General features: G+C 41.4%; 16 protein-coding genes. 4 read left to right on the top strand and 12 right to left on the bottom strand.

The genetic code is table 11. The features are described 5' to 3' along the window. The first annotated feature begins 13 nt into the window (after window positions 1–13). Window positions 14–808 (top strand): C39 family peptidase, encoded by a 795-nt coding sequence (locus MHH41_RS15840; RefSeq protein WP_137054360.1) that lies wholly within the window; start codon window positions 14–16, stop codon window positions 806–808. A 216-nt stretch (window positions 809–1024) separates the two neighbouring features. Here MHH41_RS15840 and MHH41_RS15845 read toward each other — a convergent pair whose 3' ends face one another. From MHH41_RS15845 to hprK, 7 genes are all read right to left on the bottom strand, one after another. Further along, a complete protein-coding gene (locus MHH41_RS15845; protein ID WP_212045570.1) occupies window positions 1025–1666 on the bottom strand; it encodes an NAD(P)-dependent oxidoreductase in 642 nt (213 codons plus the stop codon). 86 nt (window positions 1667–1752) lie between these two features. Further along, window positions 1753–2181, bottom strand: a complete 429-nt coding sequence (locus MHH41_RS15850; protein WP_003213266.1) for an Rrf2 family transcriptional regulator — start codon at window positions 2179–2181, stop codon at window positions 1753–1755. Between the two features lie 69 nt (window positions 2182–2250). After that, window positions 2251–2769 (bottom strand): acyltransferase, encoded by a 519-nt coding sequence (locus tag MHH41_RS15855; RefSeq protein WP_003213425.1) that lies wholly within the window; start codon window positions 2767–2769, stop codon window positions 2251–2253. Window position 2770: 1 nt separating this feature from the next. Next, entirely contained in the window at window positions 2771–3421 is a 651-nt protein-coding gene (ppaX, locus tag MHH41_RS15860; RefSeq protein ID WP_212045572.1) for a pyrophosphatase PpaX, read from the bottom strand. Next, on the bottom strand, window positions 3418–4362 hold the full coding sequence (locus MHH41_RS15865; protein ID WP_003213258.1) for a nucleoside recognition domain-containing protein: 945 nt from the start codon (window positions 4360–4362) through the stop codon (window positions 3418–3420). The genes ppaX and MHH41_RS15865 overlap by 4 nt, the downstream gene beginning before the upstream one ends. 19 nt (window positions 4363–4381) lie before the next feature. Continuing rightward, a complete protein-coding gene (gene lgt, locus MHH41_RS15870; RefSeq protein ID WP_050944287.1) occupies window positions 4382–5206 on the bottom strand; it encodes a prolipoprotein diacylglyceryl transferase in 825 nt (274 codons plus the stop codon). Between the two features lie 11 nt (window positions 5207–5217). After that, window positions 5218–6150 carry an HPr(Ser) kinase/phosphatase gene (gene hprK, locus MHH41_RS15875; RefSeq protein WP_003212943.1) on the bottom strand — a complete coding sequence of 311 codons (933 nt, stop codon included), beginning with the start codon at window positions 6148–6150 and terminating at the stop codon, window positions 5218–5220. A 177-nt stretch (window positions 6151–6327) separates the two neighbouring features. Between hprK and nagA the strand changes: the two genes are divergently transcribed. The 3 genes from nagA to MHH41_RS15890 are packed head-to-tail and all read left to right on the top strand — an operon-like array spanning window position 6328 to window position 8993. After that, window positions 6328–7518, top strand: coding sequence for an N-acetylglucosamine-6-phosphate deacetylase (gene nagA / locus MHH41_RS15880; protein WP_310425607.1), 1191 nt, complete (start codon window positions 6328–6330; stop codon window positions 7516–7518). Further along, window positions 7518–8243, top strand: coding sequence for a glucosamine-6-phosphate deaminase (nagB, locus tag MHH41_RS15885; protein WP_340866543.1), 726 nt, complete (start codon window positions 7518–7520; stop codon window positions 8241–8243). Before nagA ends, nagB begins: the two co-directional genes overlap by 1 nt. 24 nt (window positions 8244–8267) lie before the next feature. Continuing rightward, complete coding sequence (locus tag MHH41_RS15890; protein ID WP_340866544.1) at window positions 8268–8993, top strand: GntR family transcriptional regulator; 726 nt, start codon at window positions 8268–8270, stop codon at window positions 8991–8993. A 29-nt stretch (window positions 8994–9022) separates the two neighbouring features. Here MHH41_RS15890 and MHH41_RS15895 read toward each other — a convergent pair whose 3' ends face one another. The 5 genes from MHH41_RS15895 to MHH41_RS15915 form a co-directional block, all read right to left on the bottom strand. Then, window positions 9023–12880: a metallophosphoesterase gene (locus tag MHH41_RS15895; protein ID WP_340866545.1), complete on the bottom strand. Its 3858-nt coding sequence runs from the start codon at window positions 12878–12880 to the stop codon at window positions 9023–9025. Between the two features lie 96 nt (window positions 12881–12976). After that, complete coding sequence (locus MHH41_RS15900; protein WP_003213568.1) at window positions 12977–13363, bottom strand: phage holin family protein; 387 nt, start codon at window positions 13361–13363, stop codon at window positions 12977–12979. Continuing rightward, window positions 13364–13558: a PspC domain-containing protein gene (locus tag MHH41_RS15905; RefSeq protein ID WP_003213763.1), complete on the bottom strand. Its 195-nt coding sequence runs from the start codon at window positions 13556–13558 to the stop codon at window positions 13364–13366. 6 nt (window positions 13559–13564) lie between these two features. Further along, a complete protein-coding gene (locus MHH41_RS15910; protein ID WP_251190770.1) occupies window positions 13565–14656 on the bottom strand; it encodes a DUF4097 family beta strand repeat-containing protein in 1092 nt (363 codons plus the stop codon). Window positions 14657–14668: 12 nt separating this feature from the next. Then, entirely contained in the window at window positions 14669–15004 is a 336-nt protein-coding gene (locus MHH41_RS15915) for a hypothetical protein (RefSeq protein ID WP_012011387.1), read from the bottom strand. Window positions 15005–15101 lie beyond the last annotated feature (97 nt).

Consider the following 15101-nt stretch of genomic DNA (forward strand, 5'->3'; position numbering starts at 1 on the left):
ACAGGAGATTACAATGAAGTTCATTCAGACATTAATCTTAACTTTGTTGTGCGCATGCCTTGTTTATTTCGGCTTTATATACGTGACACAAATCGACCAAGTCAAGAAAACAGCTTCACCACACGAAGCAGCCAAAGAAAAAGAAAACGATACGGCACTCGCAGCTGAAGAAACACGATCAACGAAAAAAACAGACACCACCTATTCTTCCTTAAAAGGAAGCAAAAAAGCCATGGATGTCATCCTCTACAATCAAATGGATGCCCCAAAGCTTTATAATGGATGCGAAGTCACAAGCTTAGCGATGCTTCTTCATTACAGCGGCTACGAGCAAGTGACGAAAGACACATTGGCAAATGAAATTAAACGTGTTCCACTCAATTATGAAAATGGCTTAAAAGGAGACCCACATGACGGGTTTGTAGGCGATATGGAGAATGGACCAGGTCTTGGTGTATACCATGAACCTATTTATCAGCTTGCGAAAAAATATGCGGGCGCTCAAGTCGTCGACTTAAGCGGAAAACCTGTCAAAAAGGCCATCTATCAATCACTTGAAAAAGGGTATCCTGTTTGGGTGATTACCACATCCACCTTTGACAAAATAGATAACATCGAAACATGGAATACACCAAATGGCAAAATAGATGTAAGCTTTAATATGCATAGCGTGGTCATCACAGGCTATGACAAGGAGCATGTCTACTTAAATAACCCATACGGAGAAAAGAATCAAAAAGTCGATCGCGATCAGTTTGAAGATTCTTGGGAACAGATGGGCAGGCAGGCGATTATCATTAAAGCATAGAACAATTTCTCTTTGAAAACATGAAAACCCATCCTCTATCCGAATAGAGGATGGGTTTTTCATGATGATAGTATTTCCTTCAGACTGTTCTCAAGCTTTTCAGCTGTCATTACTCCTCCGCCTACACTGAAGCATTCAACCCTTTTTTAATAAAAATGAGAGATAATTCTTGATCGTTAAACTCCTCACTCATCGTTTTTAGCGGCAACGAATCGCTTATTCTGCTTCAGATACAACCGTAAAACGTTCTCCAACATGGGCAGCCTGCTCAATTTCATCGACAAGCGCAATGGCGTAGTCGGCATAGCTCACATAGCTGTCACCTTTAGAATTGACAATCAGTTGGTCTTTCCCTTTCACATAAGAACCTGTGCGTTTGCCAGCTGGATCAAAGAATGCAGCAGGGCTGAGGAAAGTCCATTTTAATCCTTCGGTTTGTTGAAGGTCTTTTAAGTTTTCACCTTGCTGTGAAGCAGTAGGCACATACTCCTTTGGAAATTCCGGTGTGTCAACAAGTCTTGTTGTTTTGGCTTCATCAACAAATAGACTGCCCGCTCCGCCCACAACGATTAAACGGGTACCGGGTACCTCTTTCAAAATATCAATCAGCTTTTTCCCTGCCTCTACGTGAAGGTGCTCTTGTCCAGCAGGTGCGCCAAATGCATTGACGATGACATCAAGGCCTTTGATGTCTTCTGCTTGTAAATGAAACACATCCTTCTCAATAACAGCTACGGATGAATCTGTCACTTTTTTCGCATCTCGAACGATGGCTGTTACCTCATGTCCTCTTGATTGAGCCTCTTTTACAATTTCCTGTCCTGCTTTACCTGTAGCGCCAATAATGCCGATTTTCATATGAATTCCTCCTGTAAAATGATTTTATTTAATAAACAAAGGTGTAACCGTTTTAGTTACAACAGAGGTAAAAAAAATTGAATAGATCATCCAATTTTTTTTATTAACACCTGCGTTAGTTCACTTAATTTGATCTCAGCAAGCACTTGCTCCATCGCACTTTGAGCGCGGCACAAGATTAACTCAAGCACAGCCTGGATATTTGCACCGATCGGACAGTCAGGATTTGGGCTTTCATGGATTTGAAACAATTCTCCCTCATCCACCACCTCAACCGCTTTATACACATCAAGCAGCGTGATATCGTCTTCACTGCGGTTCAGCTGAGAACCGCCTTTGCCAAGACTCGTTGAGATTAGGCCTGCTTTTTTTAATTTACTCATAATACGGCGGATGACCACTGGGTTTGTATTTACACTTCCCGCGATATCCTCCGATGTCTGTAATGATCCTTTTTCAAGTGATAGCAAGGCCAGAATATGGACAGCGACAGTAAATCTGCTGCTGATTTTCATGTTTTCTCACCTCTGTTGTAATCATTATAGTTACACCATAACATATTGTCAACAAAAAAGTCTGCCGAGCTACTCAGCAGACGTAGATTGACGTGCATTCATTTCTTCTTTCGTATAAATCATGCGCATTGGATTTCCTCCAACAAATGAGCCTGCTGGAACATCCTTATGAACAAGTGTACCAGCCGACACGATCGCCCCATCCCCAATGGTCACACCAGGTAAAATGGTGGAATTGGCTCCAATTAAGACTTCATCCCCAATATAGACTTCCCCAAGTCTGTATTCTTTAATCAAATACTCATGGGTCAAAATGGTTGTGTTATAGCCAATCACCGAATTTCGACCGACCGTGATTTTCTCAGGAAACATGAGATCCACCATGACCATTAAGGCAAACGCTGTATCTTCGCCAACCTTCATACGAAGAAAGGTTCGGTATATCCAATTTTTCATTCCCATAAAAGGCGTGTACCGTGCGATTTGAATGAAAATAAAGTTTTTCACCACTTTGAAAAAGGGGACCGTCCGATAGACTTGTCGTAACGAATTGACCCCTTTTACAGGATATCGATCTGTTTTTCTCAACTCAATCAGCTCCAACAATCGCCAGAAGATCACTCATTTTCTTTAGCATAAAATCAGGGCGATGCTTTAAAAGGGCCTCTTCTCCCTTAATTGACCAAGCAACACCTGCTGTTTTTGTCCCTGCCGCTTGACCAGACAAAATATCGTGATAATTATCGCCGACCATCACCGCTTCATGTGGATCACTGCCAAGCTTGGATAATGCCAGCTGGACTGGCTCCGGATGCGGCTTCTCATTTTGGACATCATCGAGCGTCACAATCACCTCAAAGAATGGCTCTAAACCGGTCAGCTTCAATCCCATTAACACTGTGTCACGTATCTTTGTTGTGACAATTCCAAGCTTAAATCCTCGATCCTGCAAAACCTTCAATGTATCTATAACAGTCTCATATTCAGTCACGAGCAGATCATGCTGTTCATGATTAAACGTACGGTACATCTGAATCATGTCATCCGTTAGATTAGGGTCCATCGCAGAGAATGTATCAAATAATGACGGACCAATGAAATGGAGGATCTCTTCACGGCTGTACTGATCAGGGTAATAATGATCAAGCGTATGTTGAAATGAAGCAATAATTAATTCATTCGTATTGATTAATGTGCCATCTAAATCAAATAGCACGGTGTTAACAGTTGATTCGTTCATATGGCTTCCTTTCTAACAACTGCGAGCTCGCGCTTTCGCCAAATATAGCTAATGGCAGCTGTTAATAAAATAGCAGATATCAGACGGATGACAAGAAGCGGCCACACAGGAATCCCAAGTGGAATAAATATCAGCGTGTCTTCGACTACTGCATGGCAGGCAACAAGGAAAATGAAAGCAAGGGTTAAATCCTTTTTACTCACGCCGTCCTCTTCCACTGCCTTCATCATCACGCCAGCTCCGTATGCTAGACCAATGGTTAACCCAGCGACCATCGTCATCGACGTATTTTCTTTCATTCCAAGCATTCTCGTAAATGGAGACAGCCACTTAGACAGCGTATGGAGCCATCCTAAATCTCTCATGAATTGAATGATGATCATGAGAGGGATGACGATACAGGCGAGCTGGAGCACACCGAGTACGGCTTTTTGTAAAGCGACAAGGACGATCATGTACCAGCTGGAAGGCACATCAGCCGTTTGGGCTGCTGTCAGCAGTCCATATTGTGCCGGCTCCTGGCCTCCCTGCCAAACGAGATGAATGACAATAGCCGAAACAACAGCAAGACTGATTCTGACCAGCAAAATGACAGACACTCTCAGTCCAACCTTTGCTGCCACAGTCGATTCGATGATCAGGTTGTGACAAAAGGACAGCATCACGGCCAAAATAAACACTTCCTTCACAGGAAGATCTAAAGTCAAAATGGCCGCTATGCCCGCATACAAGTTCAGCACATTTCCTAACACAAGCGGAATGGCTGCTTCTCCTGAAAGACCAAACAATCCCATAAATGGCCGTATGAATTGAATGATCCAATCCATAACAGGCGTATGCTGCAAGATACTGACGAGAATGGTAACCGGAAAGATGACTTTTCCAAGTGTCCAAGTTGTCGATAGCCCTGCTTTTAAGCCGTTTTTCCATGTCTCCTGCATCTTTTTGATCCCCCCTGCTTTAATTCGATGAGTTGTTCTCTTTATACGGGATCGATGCGTGACCTTTTATTCTTCTAAAGATCAGCAGCAGAACAGCCACTACAAAAATGGCAATCGAAATCATTTGAGCGATTCGAAGATGTTCTGTCAGCATCAAACTGTCCGTTCTCATACCTTCTATGAAGAAACGACCGATTGAATACCAAATTAAATAAGACAAGAAGATTTCGCCTCTGCGCATCGCTGTTCTACGTAATAAAATCAAGATCACAACACCGGCAAGATTCCATAATGATTCGTATAAGAACGTTGGGTGATAATACGTCCCATCAATATACATTTGATTAATGATAAACTCAGGCAAATGCAAATTCTCTAAAAAGGCTCTTGAAACAGCCTCACCATGCGCTTCCTGATTAATAAAGTTCCCCCAGCGTCCAATGGCCTGCGCTAGTAAAATACTAGGTGCTGCTACATCGGCTATTTTCCAGAAGGACACCTTTTTCACTTTTGTGAAGACGATCGCTGTCAGCACAGCACCTATCAGCCCGCCATGAATGGCAATTCCGCCATGCCAAATCTTAATGATTTCATTTGGGTGCTGCTGATAGTAATCCCATTCGAAGGATACATAATAAATTCGTGCACAAATAATCGCTATTGGAATGGCAAATAAGATTAAATCAATAAACGTATCTTTATTGATTCCTCTTTTCTCACATTCTCTCAGTGCGAGCCAGAGTCCTAGTAAGGCTCCGACCCCAATGATCACACCATACCAATGAACCGAAAGAGGTCCGAGCTGAAAAGCAATCGGATCAATTGGCTGAATCGCTTCGTTCATATAGACAACTCCTATTCATCTTGGCCATTGTCTTCAATGACATCGGCTAGTTTACTTGTAAATTGTTCCGCCGCATTATGTCCCATGCGTTTTAACCTGAAGTTCATCGCAGCCACCTCAATGATAACCGCTAAGTTTCGACCAGGGCGGACAGGAATGGTCAGCTTCGGTACATCTGTATCGATGATTCGCATCTTCTCTTCTTCAAGTCCTAAACGATCGTACTGTTTGCCTTGTTCCCAAAGCTCAAGGTTCATGACAATCGTAATTCTCTTATAGCTTCTGACAGCCCCAGCTCCAAATAAGGTCATCACATTAATGATGCCTAACCCGCGGATTTCTAAAAGATGTTCAATCAGCTCTGGTGCGCTTCCGACTAGCGTATCCTGATCTTCTTGACGGATTTCCACGCAATCATCTGCGACCAGCCTGTGTCCTCTCTTCACTAATTCTAAGGCTGTTTCACTTTTTCCTACTCCGCTTTTTCCAATTAACAATACACCTACACCATATACATCAACAAGTACGCCATGAATCGCGGTCGTAGGTGCAAGCTTGCTTTCTAAAAAGTTGGTCAAACGACTCGAAAGTCTTGTCGTTTTTAGGCTTGAACGTAACACAGGTACACCATTTTCATTTGAAGCTTCAATTAATTCCTTCGGCACTTCACGATCTCGTGACAAAATAATTGCAGGGGTAATATCAGTACAAAGAGACATCATTCTCTGCTTTCGTTCGCGTTCTGGGAGCTGTTCAAAAAAAGAAAGCTCTGTTTTCCCTAAAAGTTGAACTCTTTCTTTTGGGTAATATGTAAAATAACCAGCCATTTCAATACCTGGTCTGGAAAGATCACTGATTGTAATGGGACGATTAATCCCTTCTTCCCCACTTACCAGTTCAAGATGAAATTGTTCCATTATGTCCTTCGTACGAACTTTCGGCACGCTTCTTCCTCCTTTTATCACAGGCGATTCAGAAATACAGCTCTATTTTATCACTTTCAATGATGATCCCAAAACAGTATTTTATCCTGATCCTGTTTCCGTTCATTTACTGGTATAGACAACTATACTTAAAAAGGGTAAACTAAGTCAAAGACAATGACTAAAGGGGGCACAATCATGAGCAGCTCTTTATTGCTCTCCAATATTCATATTGTGACAAAGACTGAAATGATTGCAAACGGTTTTGTCGGTTTACGCGACGGCAAGATTGACTATATTTCAACAACACCACCGACAGGAAATTATGAAAAAGTATATATTTCCCGGGAAAACTTTTATCTACTTCCCGGAATGATTGATATTCACATCCATGGCGGATATGGAGCAGATATGATGGATGCGACATCAGAAGCCATGAATACACTCGCTGACAACTTACCGTCAGAAGGAACGACAAGTTTTTTAGCCACAACCATCACTCAAAACCATCATGAGATAGAGCAAGCACTTAAAAATGTCGCCAAGTGGAAACAATACAATGAAGAACAAGCAGGCGTTCAGGCACAATGTTTAGGTATCCATCTTGAAGGTCCTTTTATTTCTAAAGATAAAGCAGGGGCACAGCCTGTTCAATGGATACAGCAGCCCGATCGCCCTCTTTTTGAAAAATGGTTGGATGCTTCTGAACGGCTTATTCGAATTGTCACGTTCGCACCTGAGGAAGACCCTGATTTTGCTTTTCTTTCCTTGTTGCAAGAAAAAAACATTATTCCTTCTATTGGACATACGAATGCCCATCATGACATGATTGAATTAGCAGCAAAGCATGGTGCACGCCATGTCACGCATCTTTATAATGCACTGAGTTCGTTTCAGCATCGTGAACCAAACGCTGTAGGAGCTGCTCTTACGAACGAGGATCTCCATACTGAGCTGATTACGGATGGGATACACTCCCACCCACTTTCCATCAAGCTTGCGTATTTGGCAAAAGGAAGTGATCGTTTAATGATGATCACAGACTCGATGCGCGCAAAAGGACTTGGAAATGGCACGTATGAATTTGGGGGTCAAACAGTCACAGTGAGCGGCGAACAAGCTTTACTGGCAGATGGTACACTTGCAGGATCGATTCTGCGAATGAAAGATGGCGTCAAACGGATGAAACAGATCACACATTGCGAATGGACAGAGATCGCAAAGATGACCTCAACTAATGCAGCCATTCAGCTAGGACTTGATCAGCAGCTTGGTTCGATTGAAGTTGGAAAACAAGCAGACCTTGTGATCTGGGATGAGTCAGGTGAACTAATGATGACGATCTGCCATGGACAAATCGTCTTTGAGAAAAAGGAGGCCAACCACTAATGAACATCATTGAATTTGAAGATAAAGAACAATTAGGAAAAGAAGCAGCAGCCCTGATCGCGCGCACAATCGCTTCTAAACCAGATGCCGTACTCGGCCTGGCAACGGGCGGTACACCTCTTGATACGTATCAAGAGTTAATTCACCTTCATCAATCACAACAATTGTCTTTCAAACAAACAAAAACAGTCAATTTAGATGAATATGCAGGCCTTGATCCAGATCATGAAAATAGTTATATGACCTATATGAAACGTCATTTATTTGATCATATTGATCTTCCACAGAATCAGTATTTCCTTCCAAATGGCGCTACACCTGATTTAGAAAAGGAATGCTTAAGATATGATCAGCTCATTCAAGACATAGGCGGCATCGACCTTCAGCTTCTTGGAATCGGTCAAAATGGACATATTGGGTTTAACGAGCCCGGTACCCCATTTAACTCAAAGACTCATGTCGTGCAACTAGATGAAAACACACGGCAGGCCAATGCAAGATACTTTTCTTCTATTGATGAAGTGCCTACACATGCCATCACCATGGGCATTGCAAGCATTCTTTCTAGTAAAAAGATTCTCCTTCTTGCATCAGGAAAATCAAAAGCGAAAGTGATACAATATTTAGAACAGACTGAGATACACCCAGACTTCCCAGCATCTGCTCTGAAACTTCATGAAGATGTGACGATTTTGATTGATCGAGAAGCTGGTTCACTACGCTAAAGCTAAACACGAGAGGATTTTCACATGTTTATTGATAAGCAGTCACCTATTCCGATGTACCATCAGATTATGGAGAACTTGAAAAAACAGATTGAGGATGGAACATTAGCACCTGATACACTCATTCCTTCTGAAAGAGAATATGCCGAGCGCTTTGGTATAAGTCGAATGACTGTCAGACAAGCCTTATCGAACCTTGTGAACGAAGGATATTTGTATCGACTAAAAGGAAAAGGCACCTTTGTGAGTCGAAAAAAATTTGAACAGCCGCTTCAAGGTTTAACAAGCTTTACAGAGGATATGCGTCAGCGTGGTCTTAAAGCTTCAAGCCAGCTGATTGATTTCAAAAAAACCGTCTGTCCAGATCACTTGCTGCCTGTCTTACAACTGTCAAATGGCGATGCTATATTTGAACTCAAACGGATACGCCTCGCAAATGATGAACCGATGGCGATTGAAACGAGCTATATCCCTGAAGCATTTGCAGGAGATTTAACAAGGGAACATTTAACTGGCTCTATATATGAATATATAGAGACTCAAACAAGCCTTACAATTGCTCATGCAAAACAAGAGCTTGAAGCGAATGTTGCTTCAAATGAAGAAGCACACGTGCTGTCTATTTCAACAGGCGATCCCGTGCTCTCAATCGCAAGAACGACTTATTTTCAGAATGATATTCCGTTTGAATATGTTCTTTCCGTTTATAGAGGAGATCGTTACAAGCTCATTCATACAATGGAAAGATAAACAGTGCCCTTATAAAAGGAGCACTGTTTTTATTTCCTAAGAAATGTTTCTTCACGATCATTTTTTGTATGAATTTGCCATATTGGCGAAATCGCTTTTCCTTGAAAACGATCTTTTGCTACGGTGTACCAATAATAATCTTCGTTTGGCTTTAAGCCTTTCCACTCAAAGCTTGCTTTTTTGCCGCTTTTTACGCCGCGCGCCTCTCCTAACAAAACATTTGTGTACACATTGAGTTCAAAATAGTTGGTTTTGACAGATTTCATTTTCGGCGTCAAATCCACATCGATTGAAAATTCATCCTGATCTCCATACGTTTTAGGATCGTAGAAATGCTCTTGATTCATGTAAGGTGAGTATGTCGTAAAATGAAGCTGGTTTTTTTCTTGATCGGCTGTTATCAATCGCATAAACCCTTGTCCACCTTCAGGCCCTGACTGATAATCGGCGAGTATTTGATATACTTTCCGGTCTACTTTACCATCCTTGTCATCGTCAAGCTCATCTACTTTCCTGCTCGCTCCGTGATAGTGACCGCTAAATACCGCCACTATATTGGGATGGCGTTTCACTACCTGGTGGAAGATGAGGTCGCCAATCGGACTGCGGTTGCCACTGACCAACAAATACTCATGGAAATTTAAAATGACGATACGGTCTGGATGCTCAGAAATCACACGGTTCAACCAATCAATTTCATCTTGCTTAATCCCCCAGCCCATGTATACCATCATATAATCATTGCCACCGGCAGAGATGAGATCATAATGACCTCGATTGTTTTGATAGGATTCACCATAGTACGGTTTATTTGCAAAGCGTTTCTCACCGAAATATTTCCCATATTCCGCATAAAAACCGTCCTTATGTCGAACATCATGATTTCCTGCTAAAACACCATAAGGAATCTGATGCTCATCTAACACGCGCATAAACGTATCGGCTCGTTGCCATTGTTTATCTTTTGAATCATCCACAATGTCACCTGTATGGAACACATATTGAATGTTTAACTTTCCTCTCTGGTCTCTGATCCACTCGACCATTTGTTTAAAGATATGAGGATAGCTCTTTGCATAATATTGTGTGTCAGACATCCAAACCATCTTATATGGCTTTTGCGCTTTACTGATTTCATCCTGTACAAGCAAATCAAACGTATGATTCTTCATGTACTGTCTGACGGACAGCAGTCCTTTCAGGTAAAATTCCTTTTGATCCTTAGCAAAATGATGAGTAATTTTATCCCACTTTTCTTGCTGATGATTCCATGCATACATGGTCACCTTTCTCCCTGTCAATGAACTCCCTTTCCATATCGCTTCGACGACATCCTTTTCACGTACATCTTGATGAACCTTGATTTGAAAACGATGATAGGGAAAACGATGTAAATCCTTCGTTTCAACTGACTTACCATCAGCAAATGCAATGCGATTCCTTTCTTCATGAGAAAAGATCATTTCTCCTTTTTCGTTAAAGCTCTTTGGCGGTTCTGTCTCCGCTGCATATTTCAAAATGTTCATTGATGGATGCAACGATGTATATTGATACGCACGGTAAAAGGAATAATCCAGCTTATCATTCGTTGGATCCTTGGTGAGCACAGTTTGCTTTGACGATTTCATTTTCGTCTTATCTGCTACACGCTCTGGTGGCTCAGGGTGTTCATGTACCGTCTTGAATTCCTTTTTCAACGTTGACATGTTTCCCGCTGCATCCTTTGCTTTAATTATCAACGTGTGCTCCCCCGGGTTTAATTCGCTAGAGGACGTCTGGTATGGCAAGGAAATTGGCTTGCCATCTACATATGCTTTCATCTCTTCTATGCTACTCCAACGATCCGTTACCTTTGCTTTTAACGTAAAGGCTCCTTTATATGCATCCTTTGTTTGGACGTTGGTTTTAATTTTTGGACCCGTATTATCAACCATCACATGTACAGATGCATGCTCGTCTGAGGTTTTGGCCTCAATCAGGTGCGGCCCCTCTTTCAACCTTCTTGTATCCCACTTCATAAACGTTGAAACATAAGCTTCTTTTGGTATTTCAAATTGAAATGTTCTGACCTTTTTGGCGTTACCGCTGTCTCCCATTCTCCATTCTTTTTCCGGCTTTGCATTGATTGGAGGAATTTGAGTTCCATTCGATAAAATCATCCGGACGTTTTTTAGTTCAAAATCATCGTGATTCTCACCAGGCAACCGATCAACTGGAGAAGATTTTGTTCCTGCATGGAAGGAGATCGATTGGAGACCTGCTTTTTTCATCTCTGCTTCTGGTATTGGCATTGTATAGGTACGATACACTTTTGTCGAATCATCAAAAATTGAAAGTAAGTGCTTACCTATGGACACACCATTTTTAAAATATAAATTTGTCCCTTTGACATCAAATGCAATATATGGATCTGCTTCAAGGGCAGAAAACACTTGCTGATTCCGCTTTCCATCTATCAATAATTCAATGCTTTTTTTCTGATCAGACGTTGCTTTTAATGGATATAATCCTGAAACCGTATCTCCTTCTTCTACATTGAATCGAAGGCCATGAGCTTTGCTAACTTGCTCCACATCAATCATTTTTTTCATCGTCATTGCTGTATTTTCACCGTCTGACGCTTCAAGCTGATATTCCAATTGTTCTTTACCAATCAACTCAGGTGAGTAAATAATATGATGAAATAATCGGTCATTATGATCTTTTTGAAGCAGTATTTCCTTAAAATCATCTTTTCGATTTGTCCGATAGCGAAGCTTGACGGTTTTGACGACCTGATCATCCTGTACATCTGCTTTAATCTCTATGCTTTCAGTTGGTTTCACTGGTTTCCTCACTGTCATATCTTCAATCACAGGTTTATGGATATCTTGAGAAATTTCTTTTTTCTCAGATGGAATTTGTGCTTTTAGCACTTTGCCAGGCGTAGGCTCTTCTTCAATTTTCGAGATCAGCTTCATTTGCGAAGTACCGTCCATTGGATATTTGAACAGCAAAGATTTATGCTCACTAAACCATGATGGCTTTAAGCGAAATGCTGCTGAAGAAATCTCCTCCCCTATATTCGTTGTAATGGAAACAAGACGAGATTTAGAGTTGGACAGCCCTTTGCTTTCGATGACAGATACATGCTCTCCCTCTTTTAATTGACTTTTGTACATGGCATTGAAGTCCGCTACAGTTAAATGCTCCTGTCCTTTTTTCCTCAGCCAGAAAACATACGGTTTTCCAGGTGAAAGAGTGACTGGATTTGTGTGAAAGGAATACACATCATCCATTTCGGTTCCTTGTGCAGGATTGCGGTAGCGAAGCTGATAATGTTTAAGAGAGATAGGCTCATGTGTTGTGTTATATACCTCAATAAATTCAAATGCATCTTTGCCTTTGCGATTTTTTGAATTGACAACAATTTCTGTGATGACTAAGTCCGGAATGCGCGAAAGATCCTCTTCAAATCCATTTAAGTGGACAGATTGTTCTGCCGTTTTGATCACGGACTTTTGCGTAAGAAACTCTGTATAGTAACGAACGGTTGAATTCCATAATTGATCTGGCGGAATTTTCGCTGTAAATTCTGGCTTCATACCTGGCAGCCGTTCCATTGGGATCAAACGGTACCCTAGCTCATCACTTTGTTTATAATACAAGTTCGCAGACAAAATTTGTTCCGGATCCGTAATCGACGCACGAAACTGGAGATCACGGCTTTTTTCCCCTAGAACTGGACGGACATCCACATGAAAGGGATCAAAGATAAAAGGAGAAAAAGGCTTGTCCGGTATATTGACTTGTGTTTGAATAAAAGGCCCTGCTGAAGCAGGCTGATTGAAACAAAAAAGAATGATAAAAAAACATAAAAGCATGATTTGTCTGCTCACGTTCACCATCGTGCACCGCCTCCCTTCGGATATTGTGTCTCCTGAAGGAAGTTTTTATGTCAGATGAAACGGAGAAACGATACAAAATGGGTCAAAAAAAAACCGTTAGCTTTTTTTCGCTAACGGCTCCACAATTCCTTTTTGTATCAACAGATGGAAAATGGATAAGATGACAGCCATCCAAATGGCCGTTCCAAACCCATCAATATTAAAACTATCGCCCATAAAACTTGATGTCATCATAAGTGTGATGGCATTAATCACAAATAAGAACAATCCTAGTGTAAGAACGGTTACTGGAAGCGTTAAAATGATCAAAAACGGCTTCACTAAAATATTGAGCAAGGATAAAATGATACTTGCCACAATGGCTGCGCCAAACCCTTCAATATATACGCTCCCAAGCCCTGGCAGAATGCCTGAATCAAAATATCCAGCAATGACGATTAAAAGTAATGCATTGACTAAAATACTGACGATCCATCTAAGCATTTAGTTAGTGCCTTCTTCCGGAACAACAAAATACCAGATGAAGTAGACCAAGAAAATTGGCATAAATGCTGTCATAAATCCGATGATGACCGTTAATATGCGAAGCAGAGATGCATCGACCCTTAAGTATTCGGCAAGTCCACCAACAACACCCGCTATTTTTTTATCTGTTGCTGAACGATAAAGCTTCTTCATGTAGAATCACTCCTTGTCTGATTGGTGCTTTACTTGTATTGAACCTGTTTTTGTTTCTGCAAAAATGGATATACTGTTCACTGCCTGTTGGTTGGCTTTGATCATTTTCTCTTTTTGTAATGTCTCATTTTTCTCTTTAATCATCTCTGCATCAAGCAAATCGTGAGAAATAGACCCAAGATTGCTTTTCAGCTCAGCGGTCACTGCACAAGCACGCGGGATCTGGACGTCCACACTGCCTGTTGTCGTTTTCGCATAAATGGAACGGCACTTCTCATCCGACAGCTGAACAGCAATGTTTCCGTTAAAGCTTTGGGCATCAATTGACTCACTTTTCCCGCGCAGGTCAATAAGCCCATTAATGGTTTCTACTTCAATCATACCACACTCGTGATCCGCCAGTTTAATTTGTCCATTTGCTGTTTCAATTCCAACCTTTTCCGCCTGTAAAGAGGCAAAAGAGACAACACCATTGGTGGTTTTCGCAGTAAGTTCTTTTGTCTTTAGCTTTTCCCCGCGGATCGGACCATTAAACAGCTTAACCTTGATTTTATCGTATTGGATACGTGGCACATATAAAGTGACATTGACTTTCATTGTCTTCTTTTCGGTCCGGATAAAAAATTTATCTCCTTCGAGGCCACAGTCCAATTGATTGAGAAATTGCTGTCTTGCCTGCTCTCCGTCTTCTGCACGGTAGATTTTCGCATGGCATTCTGCTCGAATATCGCCATCGTCCCAAGGCATCACATTGAGACTGCCGTTCGCCAATTGAATATCTAAATGAGAGAGCGAGGCGTCTTTGAACTGAAAAATGTGATCAACGTCGACCGACTGTCCAAAGTTCAAATCAAGATCTACGTCTTTCACCTTTTTCACCGCAGAATCTAACCACCCAAACAGCTTTGCACCAAGATTTTCTGTACCAGTTCCTTTGCTCTCCGTGCCTGCTTTTTCTTCATGAAAGGTGTGATCAACCGTTGATTTTTCTAATGAAAAAGACGGATTTTCCTCCAATTTTTCAAGCAGCGTAATCGCTTCTTTTGCAGATAATGTCCCGTCTTCTACTAATTTTAAAATGCGTTCTTTTTCATTCATACAAAGCCCCTCCTACGATTTGATGGATTGAAGTACTTTAATACCTTGAATGATATTCCAAATGACAGAGATCAAAAAGCCAATAGCGACTAAAAAGGACAAGATGAGCATCGTGATCACTGGCATAAGTGAGTCACTTGCCTGTGTCGACAATAAAAATGGGATAGACCCAAAAACCAGCAACACGCACGCTGCGACTGGCAAAACATGTGACCATAATGCTCGCAACGCGTGCCGTTTCGGTTCCTTTTGGTCGACTACAAAATATGCCACGATCGGTACAATAAACGGCATAAAAAATACACTGAAATAACAAATTGATGCAATGATCGACTGATCTCTATTCATATATATTCGCTCCTTCATGATGAAAATTCCTTTCTAACTCATACGTTTATTGCGTATCAAAAGTTTCAAAATCATTCAATTTACATATGACCTTAGA

The organism is Bacillus sp. FSL K6-1145 (assembly GCF_038003425.1).
GTDB lineage: Bacteria > Bacillota > Bacilli > Bacillales > Bacillaceae > Bacillus > Bacillus pumilus.

What these genes read in the sequence shown, in the direction of transcription:
- nagA (WP_310425607.1), top strand. Translation starts at nt 6,328, where the DNA reads ATGAGCAGCTCTTTATTGCTCTCCAATATTCATATTGTGACAAAGACT.
- MHH41_RS15895 (WP_340866545.1), bottom strand. Translation starts at nt 12,880, where the DNA reads ATGGTGAACGTGAGCAGACAAATCATGCTTTTATGTTTTTTTATCATT.
- MHH41_RS15915 (WP_012011387.1), bottom strand. Translation starts at nt 15,004, where the DNA reads ATGAATAGAGATCAGTCGATCATTGCATCAATTTGTTATTTCAGTGTA.
- nagB (WP_340866543.1), top strand. Translation starts at nt 7,518, where the DNA reads ATGAACATCATTGAATTTGAAGATAAAGAACAATTAGGAAAAGAAGCA.
- MHH41_RS15910 (WP_251190770.1), bottom strand. Translation starts at nt 14,656, where the DNA reads ATGAATGAAAAAGAACGCATTTTAAAATTAGTAGAAGACGGGACATTA.
- MHH41_RS15900 (WP_003213568.1), bottom strand. Translation starts at nt 13,363, where the DNA reads ATGCTTAGATGGATCGTCAGTATTTTAGTCAATGCATTACTTTTAATC.
- MHH41_RS15845 (WP_212045570.1), bottom strand. Translation starts at nt 1,666, where the DNA reads ATGAAAATCGGCATTATTGGCGCTACAGGTAAAGCAGGACAGGAAATT.
- lgt (WP_050944287.1), bottom strand. Translation starts at nt 5,206, where the DNA reads ATGAACGAAGCGATTCAGCCAATTGATCCGATTGCTTTTCAGCTCGGA.
- ppaX (WP_212045572.1), bottom strand. Translation starts at nt 3,421, where the DNA reads ATGAACGAATCAACTGTTAACACCGTGCTATTTGATTTAGATGGCACA.
- MHH41_RS15905 (WP_003213763.1), bottom strand. Translation starts at nt 13,558, where the DNA reads ATGAAGAAGCTTTATCGTTCAGCAACAGATAAAAAAATAGCGGGTGTT.
- MHH41_RS15840 (WP_137054360.1), top strand. Translation starts at nt 14, where the DNA reads ATGAAGTTCATTCAGACATTAATCTTAACTTTGTTGTGCGCATGCCTT.
- MHH41_RS15850 (WP_003213266.1), bottom strand. Translation starts at nt 2,181, where the DNA reads ATGAAAATCAGCAGCAGATTTACTGTCGCTGTCCATATTCTGGCCTTG.
- MHH41_RS15865 (WP_003213258.1), bottom strand. Translation starts at nt 4,362, where the DNA reads ATGCAGGAGACATGGAAAAACGGCTTAAAAGCAGGGCTATCGACAACT.
- MHH41_RS15890 (WP_340866544.1), top strand. Translation starts at nt 8,268, where the DNA reads ATGTTTATTGATAAGCAGTCACCTATTCCGATGTACCATCAGATTATG.